General features: G+C 72.7%; 15 protein-coding genes. 4 read left to right on the top strand and 11 right to left on the bottom strand.

What is annotated here, in order from left to right:
• The coding region (locus AB1460_RS13975; protein WP_368961610.1) for a mechanosensitive ion channel family protein at nt 1–1421 on the bottom strand (1421 nt) is incomplete at its 3' end.
• A 122-nt stretch (nt 1422–1543) separates the two neighbouring features.
• Between AB1460_RS13975 and AB1460_RS13970 the strand changes: the two genes are divergently transcribed.
• Entirely contained in the window at nt 1544–3010 is a 1467-nt protein-coding gene (locus AB1460_RS13970) for a cryptochrome/photolyase family protein (protein ID WP_368961609.1), read from the top strand.
• A gap of 355 nt (nt 3011–3365) precedes the next feature.
• On the opposite strand, the gene AB1460_RS13965 is transcribed toward AB1460_RS13970, so the two are convergent.
• The 3 genes from AB1460_RS13965 to pdxH form a co-directional block, all read right to left on the bottom strand.
• Nucleotides 3366–4166 (bottom strand): L,D-transpeptidase, encoded by an 801-nt coding sequence (locus AB1460_RS13965; protein ID WP_368961608.1) that lies wholly within the window; start codon nt 4164–4166, stop codon nt 3366–3368.
• A complete protein-coding gene (locus AB1460_RS13960; RefSeq protein WP_368961606.1) occupies nt 4163–4915 on the bottom strand; it encodes a hypothetical protein in 753 nt (250 codons plus the stop codon). Before AB1460_RS13960 ends, AB1460_RS13965 begins: the two co-directional genes overlap by 4 nt.
• Before the next feature lie 488 nt (nt 4916–5403).
• Nucleotides 5404–6102, bottom strand: coding sequence for a pyridoxamine 5'-phosphate oxidase (gene pdxH, locus AB1460_RS13955; protein WP_368961605.1), 699 nt, complete (start codon nt 6100–6102; stop codon nt 5404–5406).
• Nucleotides 6103–6439: 337 nt separating this feature from the next.
• On the opposite strand from pdxH, the gene AB1460_RS13950 reads away from it, so the two are divergent.
• Nucleotides 6440–7534: a citrate synthase 2 gene (locus tag AB1460_RS13950; RefSeq protein WP_368961604.1), complete on the top strand. Its 1095-nt coding sequence runs from the start codon at nt 6440–6442 to the stop codon at nt 7532–7534.
• A complete protein-coding gene (gene serC / locus AB1460_RS13945) occupies nt 7527–8651 on the top strand; it encodes a phosphoserine transaminase (protein WP_368961603.1) in 1125 nt (374 codons plus the stop codon). The genes AB1460_RS13950 and serC overlap by 8 nt, the downstream gene beginning before the upstream one ends.
• Nucleotides 8652–8729: 78 nt before the next feature.
• Here the strand turns inward: serC and AB1460_RS13940 are convergent, their stop codons facing one another.
• Entirely contained in the window at nt 8730–10295 is a 1566-nt protein-coding gene (locus tag AB1460_RS13940; protein ID WP_368961601.1) for a class I adenylate-forming enzyme family protein, read from the bottom strand.
• On the bottom strand, nt 10279–11868 hold the full coding sequence (locus tag AB1460_RS13935) for an FAD-dependent oxidoreductase (RefSeq protein WP_368961600.1): 1590 nt from the start codon (nt 11866–11868) through the stop codon (nt 10279–10281). Before AB1460_RS13935 ends, AB1460_RS13940 begins: the two co-directional genes overlap by 17 nt.
• Nucleotides 11869–11932: 64 nt before the next feature.
• Here AB1460_RS13935 and AB1460_RS13930 point away from each other — a divergent pair, with 64 nt between their 5' ends.
• Complete coding sequence (locus tag AB1460_RS13930) at nt 11933–13423, top strand: aromatic amino acid ammonia-lyase (protein ID WP_368961599.1); 1491 nt, start codon at nt 11933–11935, stop codon at nt 13421–13423.
• Between the two features lie 30 nt (nt 13424–13453).
• On the opposite strand, the gene AB1460_RS13925 is transcribed toward AB1460_RS13930, so the two are convergent.
• The 5 genes from AB1460_RS13925 to AB1460_RS13905 are packed head-to-tail and all read right to left on the bottom strand — an operon-like array spanning nt 13454 to nt 19218.
• A complete protein-coding gene (locus AB1460_RS13925; protein WP_368961598.1) occupies nt 13454–14839 on the bottom strand; it encodes a sensor histidine kinase in 1386 nt (461 codons plus the stop codon).
• Complete coding sequence (locus tag AB1460_RS13920) at nt 14836–15525, bottom strand: response regulator transcription factor (protein WP_368961596.1); 690 nt, start codon at nt 15523–15525, stop codon at nt 14836–14838. Before AB1460_RS13920 ends, AB1460_RS13925 begins: the two co-directional genes overlap by 4 nt.
• A gap of 49 nt (nt 15526–15574) precedes the next feature.
• Nucleotides 15575–16846: a cation:proton antiporter gene (locus tag AB1460_RS13915; protein WP_368961594.1), complete on the bottom strand. Its 1272-nt coding sequence runs from the start codon at nt 16844–16846 to the stop codon at nt 15575–15577.
• Between the two features lie 6 nt (nt 16847–16852).
• The gene (locus AB1460_RS13910) at nt 16853–18172 is read right to left on the bottom strand and encodes a cytochrome P450 (RefSeq protein ID WP_368961593.1); all 1320 of its coding nucleotides are present in this window, start codon (nt 18170–18172) and stop codon (nt 16853–16855) included.
• On the bottom strand, nt 18169–19218 hold the full coding sequence (locus tag AB1460_RS13905) for an alpha-hydroxy acid oxidase (protein WP_368961592.1): 1050 nt from the start codon (nt 19216–19218) through the stop codon (nt 18169–18171). Before AB1460_RS13905 ends, AB1460_RS13910 begins: the two co-directional genes overlap by 4 nt.
• Nucleotide 19219 lies beyond the last annotated feature (1 nt).

Raw genomic sequence — 19219 nt, 5'->3', positions numbered from 1 at the left:
GCCCGGAAAAGACCCAGGGATCGTTGGGCCGGAAGGGAGCGCCTCAGGAGGGCGGCGGCGCCGTGGGGGGTGTGGGAGATGCGGGTGTGACTGGCGGGCCGGGGGACCCGGCCGTGAACGAAGGGGCGGAGAATCGCTGGCGATGGTCGACGACCTGGAGACACGCGCGCAGGTAGCGTGCGACAGCTAGCGCAGCGCGGCCGGGTCCGCCGAGGCGGCGGGACGGGCGGGCGTCGCGCAGCCGGCGGGGGAGCCAGCGGGCCGCGGCGTGCGTCGTCTGTCGCCGTCCCGTACGGGTCGCGCGCCGAATCCGGCCGAGGCGCCACCAAGGGGCCTGCGGGGCCCGCCGAGCCGGCACCGGGAGCGGCACCGGGAGCGGGGCTGGCGGGCCCTGGCGGGCTCTCCGGCACGGTCAGAAACCCGCCCACCTGTGGGCTGCCGCCCCATGGCGGTGCCGTCGGCAGCGTCGAGGCGGTGAACGGCGGCGATGCCGACCGTGCAGGTCGCGCCTGCGAAGCCGGTGGTCGCGCTGGCGGTGGCGGCGTCAGGGGTGGCGGCAGGGGTGGCGACGGCAGCGGCGGCCGGGCTGGCGGCGCCGTGCGCGGAGGCGGGGCAGTAGGTGTCGGCGGTGCAGTAGGTGTCGGCGGTGCAGCGGGCGTCGGCGGTGCTGTGTGTGGCGGCCCAGCGGGGGCTGGCGGGTCTGGTGGGGCTGCGAGCGCCGGCGCGTGGTTGGTGCGCCAGGCGGCGCGAGCCTCCTGGGCGGTGTCCTCGGCGTGGTCGAGAATCTCCTCCCAACGGCTCTGCATCGGCCGGATGAGCCCGCCGCCCACGCCGACCACGACCACGCCGGTGCAGGAGGCGAGCACCGCATAGAGCAGCGGCGTCGTGACCGAGGTGCCGATGCCGAGTTCGTCCAGGGCGGCCTTGCCGAACGCGAGGACAGCGATCCCGGCGACGACCCTGCCCACCGTGCGCCCGTGCCGGAGCCCGGCGAGCGAGTCGGTGAGGAACTGGCGTGCGGCGGCGGCGAGGGCCAGCCCGACGAGCACGATCGCGAACGCGAGCAGCACCTTCGCCAGCACGTCGAGTGCCGTACCGGCCATCCGGTCGGCCGGGCTGGGGCCGAACACCCCGAGCGCGGCGCGGAGGACGGCGAGGAGGCAGGCTGCCGCCGCGAGGCGGAGCAGCCCGGCCCGGAGGGTGGCCTCGTCGCTGTGCAGCAGCCGGGCGGCGCCGGACCGCGCGAGCAGGCGATCGAAGCCGGTGTGTTCCAGGGCCCGGTCGGCGGCGCGGAGCAGGGCCCGGACGAGCATCGCGCCGGCTGCGAGGACCAGCGCGAACACGAGGATCCTGGGGCCCGTCTGCGCGATGCGCGACCAGGCGTCGGAAATGCCCTGATCCCACTGCACGGCCTGTGTCACCGGGACAGCACAACAGTCACGAGGCGTGGTCAGGCGATGCCACGCCGTGGACCCTGACGGCATGGTGTGGCACCGACGTGGCCCTCTTTGGTGACCTTCCGTATCTGGGTAGTGTCTGTGTGATGAGGTCGTCCACGTCACGTCGGGCGGTGTGGTGGCTGCGCCGCGACCTCCGTCTCGATGACAACCCGGCGTTGCTCGCGGCCGCCGACGAGGGACCGGTCCTGGCCCTGTTCGTCCTGGACGATGCGTTGCTCGGCCCGTCCGGGCCGGTGCGTCTCGCCTTCCTCTACCGCTGCCTGCGGGACCTCGACGAACGGCTGTCCGGTCGGCTGTGTGTCCGCGCCGGCCGCCCGGACGAGGTCGTCCCGGCGGTCGCGCGGGAGGTGGGCGCCGCCGTGGTCCACATCGCGGCTGACCACGGCCCGTACGGCCGCGACCGGGACGACAAGGTCGCCCGGGCGTTGGCTGCCGACGGCCGGGAACTGCGGCGCACCGGCTCCGCCTACGCGGTTGCTCCGGGCCGGGTGACCAGCTCGGAGGGCACGTCCTACCGGGTGTTCACGCCCTTCTACCGGGCCTGGAAGGAGCACGGCTGGCGGGCGCCCGCGGCCGGGGCGGCCGACCCCGACTGGCTCGATCCCCGCTCGCTGCCCGGCAGCGGTGCGGCCATCCCGGCCGACCCGGATCTGGACGGCACCCGGCTACCCGCGGCGGGCGAGGCGGCCGCACGAGAACGCCTGCGTGGCTTTCTGCGCGACAGCCTCGCCGAGTACGCGCGGCATCGCGACGAGCCGGCCGCCGAGGTCACCTCCCGGCTCTCGCCCTACCTGAAGTGGGGCTGCGTGCACCCGAGGACCGTCCTGCACGAGCTGCACCAGGCGGTCACCGCCACGTCGGCCGGCAGCGGCGGGAACAGGGGCGGGAACAGCGGCGGGAACGGGTCCGCGGGTGACCTGTCCGACGCGGCGGAGAAGTTCCGCTCAGAGCTCGCCTGGCGGGAGTTCTACGCGGACGTCCTCGCAGCCCACCCCTCCTCGGCTCGCAGCGATTTCTCGGACACCCTGGCGACGATGGCCCACGAGCCGCCGGGCGACGCCTTCGAGGCCTGGAAATGGGGCCGCACCGGCTATCCCGTCGTCGACGCCGGCATGCGCCAGCTGCTCGCCGAGGGCTGGGTGCACAACCGGATCCGGATGATCGAGGCGTCGTTCGTCTGCAAGGACCTGCACGTCCACTGGACCCACGGCGCCCGCTGGTATCTGGAGCGCCTGGTCGACGGCGACCTCGCCTCGAACAACCACGGCTGGCAGTGGACGGCCGGCACGGGCACCGACGCGGCGCCGTACTTCCGGGTCTTCAATCCCGTCTCGCAGGGACGCCGGTTCGACCCTGACGGGGAGTACATCCGGCACTGGGTCCCCGAGCTGCGGGGACTGCCCGCTGCCGAGGTGCACGAGCCGTGGAAGCGCCCCGGCGGTCCGCCGGACGGCTACCCGCTCCCGGTTGTGGACCACGCCGCGGAACGCAGGGAGGCGCTCGACCGCTATGAGCGGGCTCGGAAGAGCGGAAGCCACCGCGGCGACTGACGTCCGGAGCAGGTGGATGTGCCTCCCGCCCAGCGGATGGGTGCCCCCCTATCTGCCTGCTTGGCGACCCGCAAGCGATGGACGTGTCAGATACCCGACACGATCCGATTCTGTCGTCCGCCGGTTCGGCCGGTCGGGATTGGCCACCCTTAAAGCGGGCAGGGAGACGGCGGGCTCGGCTCCTCGCCCCGCCGGTGGGGAAGTGACGGGCTCCACCGGACGTGGTCGCGCCGGCGCGGGATGTGGAGGGCAGCTCGCGCTGGCGCGCCACGGTCCTTCGCTGCGTGCCGCCGCGGCCCGGCTCCCGGCGGTGCGTCGCCTGACCGGGCCGCCCGCGATCAGGCGACGGACCCGATCAGGCGACGATCTCGACGGGGGTCCCCAGCGGAACTGTCTGGGCCAGCCGGGTGATCGAGTCGTTACTCAGTCGGATGCAGCCGTGGCTGACATCACGGCCGATCGAGCCAGGCTCGTTCGTCCCGTGAATGCCGATCACCGGGTCCCGGCCGCCGAAGGATTCCATGCTGGTCGAGAAGCCGCTCAGGCCGAACGCGTACGGTCCGTAGGCGCCGTTCGGGTTGCTCGGCCGCAGCAGCTCCATCAGGAAGAACCGGCCGCCGGGAGTCGGGGTGTCGGTGGTGCCGATCGCGACCGGCTCCTCCGCGATCATCTGGTCGTTGTTGAAGAGGCGCAGCTTGTGCGCGCCGCGCGCGACCACGATCCGGTACGGCGTCTGGCTGGCGGTGACCTGCTCCGCCTTCACCCAGCCGGTACTGCCGTTGGGCTCGACGGGCAGCAGCACCTGCCACCAGCCCGGCATTCTCGCCTGGACGAGGAAGACCCGGGGGGCGCCGTTCTCGTTCGGGTTCGACAGCGTGGACGTCGGCCGCGGCGCGTTCGGTGCCTGGTAGATGTCGACGCCGGCCCCGGTCGCGGTCAGCACGGTGCTCGCTCCCTGCCCGAGACCGGCGACGGCGGCGAGCTGACTGCGAACAGTCTCGGGTACCTGGCCGGCGGCCGAGCCGGAGTCGTCTCCGCCGCCGCAGCCGGTGAGAATCGCACCGCCCAGTACAACGGCCGCAGCCGCCGCTCCTGTCCGGGACAGGGCGCGGCGGCCGGGCCAGCGCCGGGCTGGCGCTTCGTGGTTGCTGCTCATCCGGTGTAGTACGGCTCGGCGTGGACGACGCTGCTGGTCGCCGGCACGGCGATCGGCAGCGCGACGGGGGCCGCCGCCGGCGGCGCCGTGTCCTCGCAGTCGGAGACGCCCACGGTGGGCACGGTCACGAGCAGGTAGCCGGACTCCGAGTCCCACGGGGACGCGATCACGGCCATCGCGTGGCTGGTGAGGTCGAGGGTGGCGCCCGGGCCGATCTCGCTGATGCCGGCGCCGAGGCTGGTGTCGAACCAGCCGAAGCCGAGGGCCTTGTCGCCGCTGTTGCGCAGCACCCAGTCGGGCCCGGAGTCGCCGCAGGTGTAGGTGAGCAGGAGCGGGTTGACGTCGAAGTCCTCGATGCCGTCGATCTCCTTGTCCAGCGGCACCTTGAAGGGCAGCAGAGACAGGAAGCCGTCGAGGACCGGGTCGCCGGTGCCTTCGGTGGGGGTCGGCGAGGCGCTCTCGGGCGCGGCGTCGGTCGGCGTCGCCGACGGGTCCGTGCTGGCGCTCGGGCTCGCCGACGGGTCGACGCTGGGCGTCGCGGAGGGATCCGCGCTGGCCGACGAGTCGGCCGTGGGTGTCCCGGAGGGCGTCGTCGAGGTCTGGGCGAGGATGCCTTCGCCGGGGGTGGTGGTCGGCGACACCGAGGTGGTCGTCGTCGGCGCGTCGGGTGTCGGCGTGGTGGCCGCCGAGGCCGGGGCGGCGACCGCGATCAGGGCCGCGCCGAGAACGCCGGCTGTCGCAGCCAGCATTCTGGTGATCCGCATTAATCCGTCTCCCTCGATGTGTGACGGGTCGCCGTTGACCGCTGCCGGCGGCCCGTCAACGTGCCCGACGGGCCGGAGGGCGGCATGTCGGCGCGGGACGCGGATCAGCGTTTGCCGATCAGGTACGGCTGCAGACAGAAAGGTACCAATGCCCGCATCGTCAGGGACTGGGCGGGTCTGGTGTAGCGAGAACGTTGGGTGTTCATCTGTGTTAAATGCGTCGCAGCGGCGGCGGGGGGAGGCCCCCCGCGAAGCTGCGTAGGCGCCGGTTGATCGCTTGTCCGGGCCTCGGTTCGGCCACCGTTGCGCTGCGGTTCTGCCGGTGTTCGGTTGCGGTGCGGAATGACCGTCGTGCGGGCGTCGTGGCGGGGTCGTGCGGGCATCACGCCGGGCATCACCGCGGACTGGAGGGCGGCCCCCGCGCAGGGGACCGCTCGGCGGACACGGATTGCGCCGCCTGGATTCCGGGCCGGTCAGGGGGCGAGTCGTTCGACGACCCAGCAGACACCTTCCGCACCCTGCGCGATCAGGCGATAGCGCAGTCGGTCATGAAGGCGGTTCGGGCGGCCCTGCCAGAACTCGACCGACGTCGGCGCCAGGCGTAGTCCCCCCCAGAAGGGGGGGACCGGCACCGGCACGCCCGTGGGCCAACGGCGCTCGAGTTCGGCGAGTCGTTCGGTGAGCACCGATCGGGAGGGGATCACGGCCGACTGCTGGCTCGCCCACGCCCCGAGCTGCGATCCCCGGGGCCGGGAGCGGAAATAGGCATCGCTCTCCGCCTGCGGCACCCGCTCGACCGAACCGGCCACGATCACCTGACGCTCCAGCTGATACCAGGGGAACAGCAGCGACCCGAATGGATTCTCGGCGACCTGGCGGGCCTTGGTCGAACCGTAGTTCGTGAACAGGGTGAAACCGCGCCGGTCGAACCCTTTCATCAGCACCGTGCGGGAACTCGGCTGGCCGGCCGCGTCCGCCGTACCAAAGATCATGGCGTTCGGCTCGCTGATTCCCGAATCCGGGCCGGATGCGTCCGCGAACCATTTGCGGAACTGCCCGACCCAGGTCGCGGCGAGCATCGACTCGTCGAACCGGCCGGGGTGGTAGCCACGGCGCAGCCCGGACGGATCGGGCACCGCCGGGAGATCGGGCACGGCTGGGGAGGGCGTCACGCCCCGGATCCTGACAGCCCCTCGGTGGTGTGACGGCGCTCACCTGGCCCGGTGTCATTCCGGCCGGCAACCGGACCTGACCGGGCCTGACCGTGCAGAGTCCGGGGTCACGCCGGCCGCCCCGTGCGGAACGCGACTCATCACGCCCCGCCCAGTGGCGTAACCGTCCCTCACAGGGCAGGATGCAGACGGACGATTGCGTCGTTAGACAGATCCGATGCGACGACGACGGCCGTGTCGGCGTGCATCCGGCCGGTGGCGCGGCACACCGCGGCCGGCCGGTTCCGGCAGGGCCCGTCCCGTGGTCGGCCGAGACAGAAGCGGAGATCCGGACTCGATGGCCGAGAAGACAAGCGATTTCAAGCCGGGGCTGGAAGGCGTCATCGCCTTTGAGACCGAGATCGCCGAGCCGGACAAGGAAGGCAGCGCGCTGCGCTACCGCGGCGTCGACATCGAGGACCTCGTCGGCAAGGTCGACTACGGTCACGTCTGGGGCCTCCTCGTCGACGGGGCGTTCGAGCCGGGCCTGCCGCCCGCCGAACCGTTCCCGGTGCCGGTGCACTCCGGGGATATAAGAGTCGACGTCCAGAGCGCGCTGGCGATGCTCGCGCCGTTCTGGGGCTTCGGCCAGCTGATCGACATCACCGCCCAGCAGGCGCGGGACGACCTGGCCCGGGCCTCCGTCATGGCCCTGTCCTTCGTCGCGCAGTCCGCCCGCGGTCTCGGGCAGCCCGCTGTTCCGCAGAAGGAGGTGGACCGCGCCCGCACCATCACCGAGCGGTTCATGATCCGCTGGCGCGGCGAGCCCGACCCCAAGCACGTGCAGGCTGTCGACGCCTACTGGGTGTCCGCCGCCGAGCACGGCATGAACGCCTCCACCTTCACCTCCCGGGTGGTCGCCTCCACCGGCGCGGATGCCGCCGCGGCGCTGTCGGCCGCCGTGGGCGCCCTGTCCGGTCCGCTGCACGGCGGCGCGCCGTCACGCGTCCTCGCCATGCTCGACGAGGTGGAGCGCACCGGTGACCCCGCCGGGTACGTCCGGGCGGCCCTGGACCGCAAGGAGCGCCTGATGGGCTTCGGGCACCGGGTCTACCGTGCCGAGGACCCGCGCGCCCGCGTGCTCCGCCGCACCGCCCGTGATCTGGGCTCGGACCGCTACGAGGTGGCCGAGGCACTGGAGGCGGCGGCCATCGAGGAGCTGACGAACCGGTACCCGGACCGCCCGCTGCGGACGAACGTCGAGTTCTGGTCGGCCGTGGTGCTGGACTTCGCCGAGGTGCCGGCCCATATGTTCACGTCCATGTTCACGTGTGCCCGCACCGCGGGCTGGAGCGCTCACGTCCTGGAGCAGAAGCGCACCGGCCGGCTCATCCGTCCGTCCGCCCGCTACATCGGCCCCGCACCGCGGCCGCTGGGGGATGTCAATGCCTGACGCTCCGACGATCGTCCTGCCCGAGTCGCTGCGGCCGGTCGACGGTCGCTTCGGCTGCGGCCCGTCCAAGGTCCGCGTCGAGGCGTTGGAGTCACTCGCCGCCAGCGGGTCGTCGCTGCTCGGCACGTCACACCGGCAGAAGCCGGTGAAGAACCTCGTCGCACGGGTCCGTTCGGGGCTCGCCGACCTGTTCTCGCTGCCCGAGGGCTACGAAGTGGTCCTCGGTATCGGGGGCGCCACCGCGTTCTGGGACGCCGCCGCCTTCAACCTGGTGCGGGAACGCTCACAGCACCTCGTTTTCGGCGAGTTCGGCGGAAAGTTCGCCGACACGACGAAGGGCGCCCCGTTCCTGGCCGACCCGTCGGTCGTGAAGTCCGAGCCGGGCACCCACCCCGACTGGGCTCCCGAGACGGGCATCGACGTCTACGCCACCCCGCACAACGAGACCTCGACCGGTGTCGCCCGCCCGGTGCGGCGTCCGGTGGGTGCCGACGCGGGCGCGCTGCACCTGGTGGACGCCACCTCCGGCGCCGGCGGCCTGCCCGTCGACCTGACCGAGGTGGACGTCTACTACTTCGCCCCGCAGAAGTGCTTCGCCTCCGACGGTGGCCTCTGGGCGGCCCTCATGTCGCCGGCCGCGCTGGCCCGGCTCGGTGAGATCGCGGCCACCGACCGGTGGATCCCGCCGTTCCTGGACCTGACGACGGCGCTGGACAACAGCACCAAGGACCAGACGTACAACACCCCGGCCGTGTCCACCCTGTTCCTGTTCGCCGACCAGCTCGACTGGATGCTCGGGCAGGGCGGCCTGGACTGGGCCGTGCGCCGCACCGCCGAGTCCTCCTCGATCCTCTACAACTGGGCCGAGAAGACCACCTACACGACACCGTTCGTCGCCGACCCGGCGCAGCGCTCGCAGGTCGTCGTCACCATCGACTTCGAGGGTGTGGACGCCGCCGCCGTCGCCAAGGTGCTGCGTGCCAACGGCGTCGTCGACGTCGAGCCCTACCGCAAGCTGGGCCGCAACCAGCTCCGCGTCGCCTGCTTCCCGGCGATCGAGCCGTCGGACGTCGAGACCCTCACCAGCGCCATCGACCACGTGGTCGAGCGCCTCTGACAACAGCGCCGGCAGCGCCGGGTCGAGCTCTGCAGTGCTCGGAAGCCGAGCACTGCAGAGCTCACTGCAGAGCTCGAGTCAGGCGGGGCCGACTCCTGTCGGCTGGGCATGCGTGGGTCGGAGCAGGCGCTTGTCCGGTTTCCCGCTGGGTGCCAGGGGGGCCTCGTCGATCGTGGTGATCGTGGCGGGTGCGCAGTCGGCACCGAGGTGGGTGGTGACCAGCGTCCGCAGCGCGGCGGGGTCGGGATCGCGGCCGGCCACCGGCACGACGAAGGCGTGCACCGCCTCGCCGGTGTTCTCGTCCGGGGCGCCGACGACGTAGGCCTCGGCCACGTCGGGGTGGGTGGCGAGCAGGCGTTCGATCGGCCCGGCGTAGTGCAGGCCGGCGTTGACGATGATGACGTCCCTCGTCCGCCCGGAGAGGTACAGGCGGCCGTCGGCGTCGAGGTGGCCGAGGTCGCGGGTGCGTACCCAGCCGTCCGTGAAGACCTCCGCGGTCTGCGCGGGGTCCGCCCAGTAGCCCACCGCCTGCGCGGGAGTGCGGACGAACAGCTCACCTGACTCCCCGGCGGGCAGCGGCGTGCCGTCGGAGGCCCGTACCTGGACGTCCACCGCCTCCGGCGGGAACCCGACCGAGCCGGGGACGTCGAACGGGGTGGCCATCGAGATCGTGCCTGCCTCGGTCTGGCCGTAGCCGTGGAAGACCACGGGGCCGAGCACATCGAGCGCCTCGCGCAGCCGGGCGGGCTCCAGCGGCGAACCGGAGACCATCAGCGCACGCAGGGTGCTCAGGTCGGCCGGCGCGCGCCGCTGGTCGGCGACGAGGCGGTACAGGCGGGCCACGGTCATCACGCTCGCGGTCGCGCGGTGCCGCACGATCGCCTCGGGCATCGCCGGCGGGTCGGCGACGACCAGCGTGCCGCCCGCGGCGAGGGTCAGCACGCCGTACTCCATCATCACCTGGCTGCCCAGCGACCCGAAGACGAGGAAGCGCTGGAGCCGGGAGGCCAGTTCGCGGATCGCGGGCGGCCACGCCGCCGGCCGTGCGGTCCAGGCGGCGCCCAGGGCGGCGTAGGTCTGCGCGCACGCCTTCGGAAGGCCGGTACTGCCGCTCGTGTGGGTGAGCCTCGCGACGTCACCGGACCGCCCGGACAGCCGCACCGAGGCGGCGTTCTCACCCCCGTCCCTGCCGGTGACCAGCAGCCCGGTGACCGAGAGCTGGGCGGCCGCGCCGGCGGTCGGGCTGCCGATGGTCCGGCTGCCGATGGTCGGGCGAACAGTGGCCGGGCGGTCGGTGACGACGGCTGCGATGTCCTGGCCGAGGACGTGCCGCAGCTGGCCGTCTGGCAGTCCGGCACGTACGCCGACGACCCGGGCGCCGACGACATGACCGGCGAGGATCGTCGCGAGCGCCTCGGGGTTCACCCCGAGCAGCAGCGCGAGGCCGTCGCCGGGGCGCACTCCCGCGAGCCGCAGCCCGGAGGAGATCCGCCGGATGAGGCCGAGCATGTCCGCGCCGGTGACGACACGGGTGCCGTGCTCGAAGACGGGACGGTGCCCGGCCTCCTCCAGCAGGTCCAGGACCGCCCGAGGATAGGGGGCCGGCGTGGTGCGGCGGGCGGGTGAGTCAGCTGGCGTGGGCAAGGCTTTCCTTGAGGAAGGCGGCGAGGGGCTGCTGGTGCACCGCCGGCAGGTTCCACTCGTTCTCGAGGTTCTCGGCGAGATGGTGGATGCCCGCCGCCACGCCGTCGACGTACCAGCGCACCACCGGGTGCAGGTAGCTGGCGTCGTGCGCGTTGGCCGCGTCGTTCTCGGCGACGCGCGGCACGGAGATGTCGAACGGGTCGACGCTGTCGTGGTCCGGCCCGTACTCGAGCGTGATGACGAACATGTGCCGGGGGCCGCCCCCGCTCCCGGCGTCACCGGCAGGTCCATCACCGGCGAGTCCGCCTCCGGTGGCGTACGGAACCGGGACCTCCTCGTGGTACAGCGCACGGGAGCCGTCCACCGTGACGACGTCGCCGATCACCCCGAACTGCTGCCACAGCGCGGACGAGCGGTTCACCCGGGCGATGATGGCGTCGCTGACCGCGTCCGCGGACGGATCAAGCTGCTCGGCCGGCCACGGCGCGCCGTGATGGCGGGCGGCGAGAACGCGGTACAGCGCCCGGGTGCCGTAACGGAAGCCGTGGATGAAGCCGCTGGTGGACCTCTTGAAGTCACGCTGCTGGGTGAGTGTGCCGGCGAAGTACAGGCCGGGGACGTTGGTCGACTCGTACGCCGCCGTCTGCTCGGGGAAGCGGTCGTTGATGACCAGCGTGGGGCGGCAGTTCTCGGCGAACACGGAGGCGTCGAAACGGAAGCCGGTGCAGGCGATCACCCGGTCATAGAAGATCTCCCGCAGCGCCTCCACCGATCGGGCGTACCGGAACATCACCCGGTAACGGCCGTCGGGAAGTCGCTCGATGCTCTCGACAGTGCCGTCGAGGACGGCGTTCTGGGACTTGAGCTGGTAGGTGTCGAGGAAGTTGTTGTTCACCGCGCGGAGGTGCCCCACGTAGTGGGACTGCCAGGCGAGCCTGATCGAGTGCGGCCCGGCGACGTGGATGACGGCCGCCGTCTCCACCAGCGCGTCAGCGGTCTCGAAGCCCGAGTTGCCCTTGCCGATGATGAGAACCCGCTGGTCGACGAACGACTCCGGATCGGTGTCGAAGGTGTCGTACCGCTCCGCGGTCTCGATACCGGGAATGGGCGGGACGTGCAGCTGCGAGACGCCGGTGGCGACGACGAGCCGGCGGCAGCGCCATTCCTCGCCGGTCTGGTCCACCACGACGAAACCGTCGTCGTCCCGGGCGATCCGCACGACCTCGGTGTCGTAGCGCACCCGCGCACCGGTCGCCGCGGCGAAGTCGGCCAGATAGCGGATGAGATCCGCCGCCTGCGGGAAGTATCGCTTGCTGTACCGGGTGAACAGCAGCTCGGAGTTCTCGCTCAACAGCGAGTTCCAGTCCATCCGCATGCGCATTTCCGGGTCGTCGAGCCCAGTGTGCACCTTGTTGATGGAGATAAGTTGGCGGTGCCGTGGGTAGGTCTCGAAGAACGTTCCCGGGCCGGCTCCGCGTTCCAGAACGACATAGTCGTGACCACCGCGCTCCAACAAGGCGGCGAGCTGCAACCCGGCTGGACCCGAACCGATGATCAGGTAGTCGTGCCTCATGCTTTCGGAAGGTACCTGGGCAAGTTCAGAACACTCTGAGAAACCGACCCTAGGGTCTTCAGACGTGCTCGCCACCGAGAAGGTTGTTGATCTTGCCGTGCCGCTGTCCGGCACCGACCTGGCCCGGGCCCGCGGGCCGCTGAAGGTGCAGGTCGGCTCAGCTGTGCGCAGCGAGGTCGAGCGTGGCCGGCTCTTCCTGCGCGAGGTGCTGCGGGAGGAGGACCGCCCCGTCTACGGGGCGACGACCGGCTTCGGGGCGCTGGTCGGGTTCGCCGGGCGGGACGACGAGGCGGACCAGTGCGACAACACCCTTGCCCACCTCGGCGCCGGGCAGGGCCCGGACCTGCCCCCCGACATCGTGCGGGCGGCGCTGCTGGTCCGGGCGTGGTCGCTGGCCCAGGGCGCGTCCGGGGTGTCGGCGCACGTCGTCGACGGCCTCGCGGCGATGTTCGCGACGACCTTCGTGCCCGCCGTGCCGCGGTACGGCTCGGTCGGCGCGAGCGGGGACCTGATACCGCTCGCCTACGCCGCGCAGGCGCTGCGCGGCCGCGGCGCGGCCTACCTCGGCGGCGTGCGGATGCCGGCGGCGCGGGCTCTCGACGAGGCCGGGCTCGCCCCGCTCGGGCTCGACGGCCGGGACGCGCTCGCCCTCGTCAACGGGACGTCGCTCACCACGGCCGCACTCGCCCTGGCCCTGGCCAGCGTGCGTGCGTCGCTGCGGGCGAGTGGGACGCTCACCTGCCTGCTGGTCGACCTGCTCGGCGCCGACCCGCAGTTCCTCGACCCGCGCCTGATCGCCGCCTACGCCCATCCCGGGGCGGCTGCGATCGCCGCGGACATGCGCCGGACGCTCGCGGGCGCCAGCCCGTCCGGCCAGCGTGCGCTGCAGGAGCCCTACAGCATCCGCTGCTCGCCGCAGCTGCTGGGTGCCGCCGAGGACGCGCTGCGCTACGTGGACGGTGTCGTCGCCGCGGACCTGCGCAGCGTCAGCGACAACCCGCTGTTCTTCCCGGCGGACAACGCGGTCGTGCACGGCGGGAACTTCTTCGGGCAGCCGGCCGCGTTCGCCGCCGACGTCCTGGCCATGGTCACCGCCCAGCTGGGCAACCTGGTCGAGCGGCAGCTTGACCTGCTCGTCGACCCGGCCCGCAACGGGGGGCTCCCGCCCATGCTCGCGGCAGGCCCCGGTCGCCAGCACGGCCTGCAGGGGGTGCAGCTGGCGACCACCGCGTTCGTCGCCGAGATCCGCCGTGCCGCGGTGCCTGCCAGCATGCAGAGCCTGCCGACCAACCTGCACAACCAGGACGTCGTGCCGTTCGGCACCCAGGCTGCCCTGCGGGCCCACGAGGTCGCCGGGCTGCTCCGCCTGCTGTGCGGCTCGCTCGCCCTGGGGCTGCGGCAGGCGCTGCACGTGGGTTCCCGCCGCCCCACCGCGCCCGGGTGCGCGGACGTCCTCGACGCGCTCGCGGCGGCGGTGCCGCCCGTCGACCCGGACCGCCCGCTCGACGCCGACGTCCGCACCGCTGCCGAGGTGATCGCTCCGCTGACGCCCTGACGCCCTGACGCCCTGAGCCCCTGACGCCCGCTACGCCTCGCGCCGCGGACCCGCACCCGCAGCGGCACCCGCACCCGCAGCGGCACCCGCACCCGCAGCGGCACCCGCAGCCGCAGCCGTGTCGGTGGACTCCGGCAGCCGGAGCGTGAAGGTGGCACCCTGCCCGGGCCGTCCGACGGCCTCGATGGTGCCGCGATGACCCGTCACCACCTCGCGCATCAGCGCCAGGCCGAGGCCCAGCCCGGAACGGCGCTCCCGGCCGCCGGGGCCGCGGTAGAAGCGGTCGAAGAGGCGCTCGGCCGCGGCGGGGTCGAAACCGTCCCCGTTGTCGGTGACGGTCAGCTCGATCCACCTGCCGCGCTGCGCGCGGCCGAGGGCCAGCACGATGTGCCCGCCGGCCGGGGAATGGTTGCCGGCGTTCGTCAGCAGCTCGTCCACCGCGCGGCGCAGCGCCGACGCGACGCCGTCGACGAACAGTGGTCCGGCGGGGCGCTGGAACTCCAGCGTCACGGTCTGTTCGGCGAGGCGGTCGGCTTTGGCCGCCACCGCCGCCTCGACGACCCCGACCAGGTCGACCGGCTCCCGGACAGGTTCGGCCGCGCTGCCCACGAGGCGGGCTGACAGCAGCAGGTCGTCGACGATCTCGCCGAGCCTGCGCACGGTCGCCGCGAGCTGTTCCAGCCCCTTGCGGTGGTCGGCGGGAAGTCCGCTGGCCGCGCCCCGCCGGATGAGGACCTGTACCCGGGTGTAGGCCACGGTGATGGGGGTGCGCAGCTCGTGGCTGGCATCGGTGACGAACCGGCGCTGGGTGGCCAGGGCCTCGGCGAGTGGGGCGACTGCGCGGCGGCTCACGGCCGTACCGGCCACGATCGCGGCGAGGACGGAGCCGGACGAGGTGACCAGCAGGGCGATCAGCAGGTGCCGGCGGTCGGAGAGCTGGTAGCGGGTGTCGAAGACGGCCTGGACGGCGCCGTCGCCGCGGGCCTGGGTACGGATCACGTACCTGGTCCCGTTGCGGCTCACCGCGCGTTCCGTCGTCATACGGGAGGCGACGGCGGCGTCCAGATCGGCCCGTAGCGGGAAGCCGGGCGGGGCCGGCACCGGGCCGGCCGTGACCCGCCCGTCGTCGAGGGCGAACAGCCACGCGCAGACCGGCGGTGCCGTGGGCGTCCCGTAGCTGAGGGTGTAGCGCAGTTCCCGATCGATCTGCTCGTTCTGGGCGTGGACCAGCACCATGTACGCGACCCAGCTCACCAGCGCGACGAGCAGGGTGATCAGCACGCCGACCAGGACCCCGATACGGAACCTGGCCCGCCGCAGCACCGTCCGTTCGGCAGTGGCCCAGGAGCCGTGCGGCTCGGCCCACGAACCTCCGCCTGTGCCGCCCGTCCCGGTGGAGCCGCCGGGTCGGCTCACAGGGCCCCGAGGCGGTAGCCCAGGCCGTGGATGGTGCGGACCACGGACCGGCCGAGCTTGCGGCGCAGGTAGTAGACGTAGGTGTCCACGATCGACGCCGCGGGGGCGTCCCGGAAGACGCGGCGGCGCAGCTCGGAACGGGAGTGCACGGTGTTGGGCTGCTCGGCGAGCAGCCGCAGCAGCTCGAACTCGCGGGCCGAGAGCGGCACCCGGTCGCCGCCCGGGAGCGCGACGTCACGCAGACCGAGATCAAGATGGGCGGAGCCGATGGGCAGCACCTCGGTCATGTCGAGGGTGCGCCGGCACAGGGCCCTGATCCGGGCGCTCAGCTCGTCCAGGTCGAACGGCTTCACCAGGTAGTCGTCGGCCCCGGCGTCGAGGCCGTCGATCCGGTCGTGGACGGTGCCCAGCGCGGTCAGCAGGAGGGCGCGGGCACGGACCGCGCGGGCACGCAGCCGGACGAGCAGGTCGAGGCCGTCCAGGGCGGGCAGCCGGCGGTCGATGACGACGACGTCGTACTCCCTGGTCAGCCCGAGATGGAGGCCGCGCTGCCCGTCGTGGGCGACGTCGACGTCGTAGCCCTCGACCCGCAGGGTGCCGGTGAGGAGGTCGACGAGTTCGTGGTCGTCCTCGACCAGGAGCAGTCGATAGGGGCCGGACGACCGCGACCTGGCTGGTGCCCGCACCCGCCAACCATCCCACGCCGCTGGTTGCCAGAAAAGTGACTGATGACCCTTATGCCCGCCCTTCCGGGAGTATCTGGGCTGGTTGGGGCGCGGCTGCCCAGGCCTTCTCCCGGCGTTCGACCAGCGTCAGCAGCGGCGTTGTCATCAATGTCGTCACTAGGGCGACGAGCACCAGCGCGGTGAACAGGGAGGGCGTCACGATGCCCTCCTCCAGACCGACGTTCAGGGCGATGAGCTGCATCAGCCCGCGGGCGTTCATCAGCGCGCCGACCCGCAGCGCCACGCCGTTCGGCTCACCGCGCAGCCGGGCCGCGACCCAGCACGCGCCGAACTTCCCGATGATGGCCACCGCGATGCACCCGAGCGCGAAGAGCAGCACGGACCCGTCGCTGAGCAGGCCGAACTCGGTGCGCAGCCCGGAGTAGGTGAAGAACAACGGAAGGAAGATGTTCTGGGAGATCGGCGTCAGGGTGCCGGTGACAGCTTCCGCGCGCTCGTTGTGCGGCATGACCACACCGACGGCGAAGGCGCCGAAAACCGCGTACAGACCGATCTCGTCCGTGTACCACGCGATGGCGAAGAGCAGCACGACCGTGCCGAGCAGCTGCTCCTGGGGGCTGATCCGCGGATGCGTCAGCAGCAGGCGGGACAGCGGCCGGGCGCCGAACCAGATGAGCACCACGAAGAACGCCGCGCCGCCGAGCGTGACCAGCGCCGGGCCGAGCTCGCCGGACGCCGCCGCGATGACGAAGGCCAGCATGATCCACGCCACCACGTCGTCGATCGCGCCGCTGGCCAGGGCGAGGGTGCCGTGCCGGGTCCCGGCCTGCCCGCGCTCGGTGATGATCCGCGCCAGCATGGGGAAGGCCGTGATGGCCAGCGCGACCCCGACGAAGGCCGCCGTCACGCCGGTCGCCACGCCGTCCGCCCGGATCGGCACGTGTCCGCTCGTGGTGACGACCAGCAGGACACCGAGCGTCAGCGGCGCGGTGACCCCGGCGAGCGAGACAGCGCCGGCGGTGCCGAGGAGATTCGGCACCCGGTGGCGGGCGAACGCGTGGCCGGCCTGGAACATGAAGATCACCAGACCGACCTGGCCGAGGATGTAGAGCACCGGGTAGAGCTCCCGGGGGAACAGCGCATCCTGCGCGTCGGGAAACAGCAGCCCGAACAGCGACGGCCCGAGCAGCACGCCGGCGAGCATCTCGCTCACCACCGCCGGCTGCCCGACCCTGCCCAACGTCCACGCGACCAGCTTGCAGAACAGCAGGATCACAACCACGGCAATGAAGAACCGCGGCGCGAGCTCACTGGGAGTCACGACCGGTTACCTCCGAGCGGGAGAAGATCCGAAATGGTTCGCGCACAGGCGCAGGCGGCGGGCATCGAGCACCATCACCGCACCGAAGAAGAGCTGGAGAACGCTGCGGCCGGCGTCGGCCCAGCCGTCCCGCCGCCGCATCGCGCGCAGCCGGGCGGCCCCCGGCCCGGCCGCGGCCGGCGGCACCAGGTAGCACGGCCCCCGGCTCGGCAGTGAGCGGGTGTGGTGCACGGTGGACGTCAGCGCGAAACGGCGCAGGACCTCCCGGGTGACCGCGCGCATCATCACCGGCGCGGCCCCCCGGGCGGGGCACGCCCGGTTGGCGGTGACCCCGAACGGGATGAAGTGCGCCGCGCGCCGCTCGAGGGTGAGCCAGCGGTCCGGGTCGAACGTGCCGTCGGCCGCGGGCCCGGTCCGCTGGTAGGCCAGGTAGTTGAACAGCAGCACCGACCCGGCCGGCAGCGTGACCTGGTCGTCGACCACGATCGGCGCGGTGGTGATGCGGTGGGCGACACCGAACAGCGGATGGACCCGCAGCGTCTCGTCGATGACCCGGTCGAGCGCCTCGTCGTCGTCCAGGGCCTCGTGCAGGCGGCGCTGGACGTCCGGATGCTGCGCCAGGGCGAGGAGAAGATGGGCCATCGCCTCCGACATCTGCACGACCGCCGTGTTGAAGAAGGCGCCCTGCAGGTACCAGGCCGTCTCCTGGACGGTGAACGGCGCGGGCAGTGTCACCGGCACGGTGCCCGCCTCGAGCCGGCCCGTCAGGTACCGGGTGAGCCGGTCGCGCCGACGCATGTGCCGCAGCGAGCAGCACTTCAGTGCGGTGACGACGTCGTCGGCGTTCGCGACGATCAGATCACGGACCTGCGGTGGGCAGGGCTCGGCGAAGACCAGCTCGTAGTAGACCTCGGCCCAGACGGGCATCATCAGGTCACGTAGCCGGACCAGGCTGAGCTGGTCGGCCGGCAACGCGCCGAGCCTGCGGGCGGCGGCGTCCCGGGCCAGCTGGTAGGAGCGCTGCTGAGGCACGGCGAGGACCTGGCGGGTGACGCGCGCGACCGCCCGGTACCGCTCGCCTGGTTCGAGATGCTCCTGGTGCATCTGTGGCCCGGGCGCCAGCCAGTACCAGAACAGGTCGGACAGGCCCGCGCCCTGGCTGCGGCCGTTCGCGGCCGGGTCGGCGTAGACGCGGTGGAAGTGCTCGGGCCCGACGAGCGGCCCCGGCACCGGGACGCCCTCCCCACCGTTCATGCGGGTGAACATCCACTCCCGGGCCCGCACCAGCAGCGCCGGCAGTGCGGCGGTGCGTGCGGGCAGGGTCACGGGTGGCACCAGCGGGCAGGTACGACGAGATCGGAGGTCAGCGCGGACGGCCGGTCGGCACCGCACAGCGCCATTGCCCGGTCGACGTCCTCGCGGAGCAGCTCCAGCACGGCCCGCGCGCCCTCCGTGCCGCCGGCGGCGAGTCCCCACACGACCGGTCGCCCGACCGCGACGGCGCTTGCCCCGAGCGCGAGTGCGGTTACCACGTCGGTGCCACGCCGAACCCCACCGTCGAGCAGGACGGGCAGCCGTCCCGCCACCGCGTCGACCACGGCGGGCAGCGCCTCGAGGGTCGCCACGGCCCCGTCGAGCTGCCGTCCGCCGTGGTTCGAGACGATGATCCCGTCGACGCCGTGCTCGACGGCGAGCCTGGCGTCGGCCGGGTGGAGCACCCCCTTCAGGACGATCGGCAGCGGCGTCAGCGCACGCAGCCAGGCGACCGTGTCCCAGCCCAGGTCCGGGTCCCAGGCGATCTCCCGGGGGTGGCTGGACCCGGGCTCGCGCATGTTCTCGCAGGCCAGCCCGTCCGGGAGGTCGAGAAAACCGTGACGCAGGTCCCGTTCGCGCCGGCCGAACACCGGGGAGTCGACGGTGACGACGAGCGCGCCGCAGCCGGCCGCCTCCACCCGCCGGACAAGCCGTTCGGTGAAGCTCCGATCCGGCTGCGGGTAGAGCTGGAACCACAGCGGCGCGCCGGCCGCCGCAACCTCCTCGACCGGCTGGGTCGCCGCCATGCTCAGAATCATGATCGTTCCGGCGGCGGCGGCCGCCCTGGCGGTGCCGACCTCCCCGTCGGGATGAGCGAGCCGGTGGAACGCCGTCGGCGCCACCAGGACCGGGAAGGCCAGCTGCTGACCGAGGAGGGTCATGCCCAGGTCACGCTGCCCGGTGCCGCGCAGTACCCGGGGCCGCAGCCGGTGCCGGTCGAAGGCCGTGACATTGGACCGCAGGGTCCGCTCGTCGCCCGCGCCACCGGCGAAGAAGTCGTAGTGCGCCGGGTCGAGCTGGGCCGCGGCCTTGTGCTCGATCTCCGCCAGGGTGAGCACC

This window comes from Parafrankia sp. FMc2 (assembly GCF_041008525.1).
Classification (GTDB): Bacteria; Actinomycetota; Actinomycetes; order Frankiales; family Frankiaceae; genus Parafrankia.
Note: the sequence above shows the minus strand (reverse complement) of the source record. Positions and strands in the feature narration are given on the sequence as shown.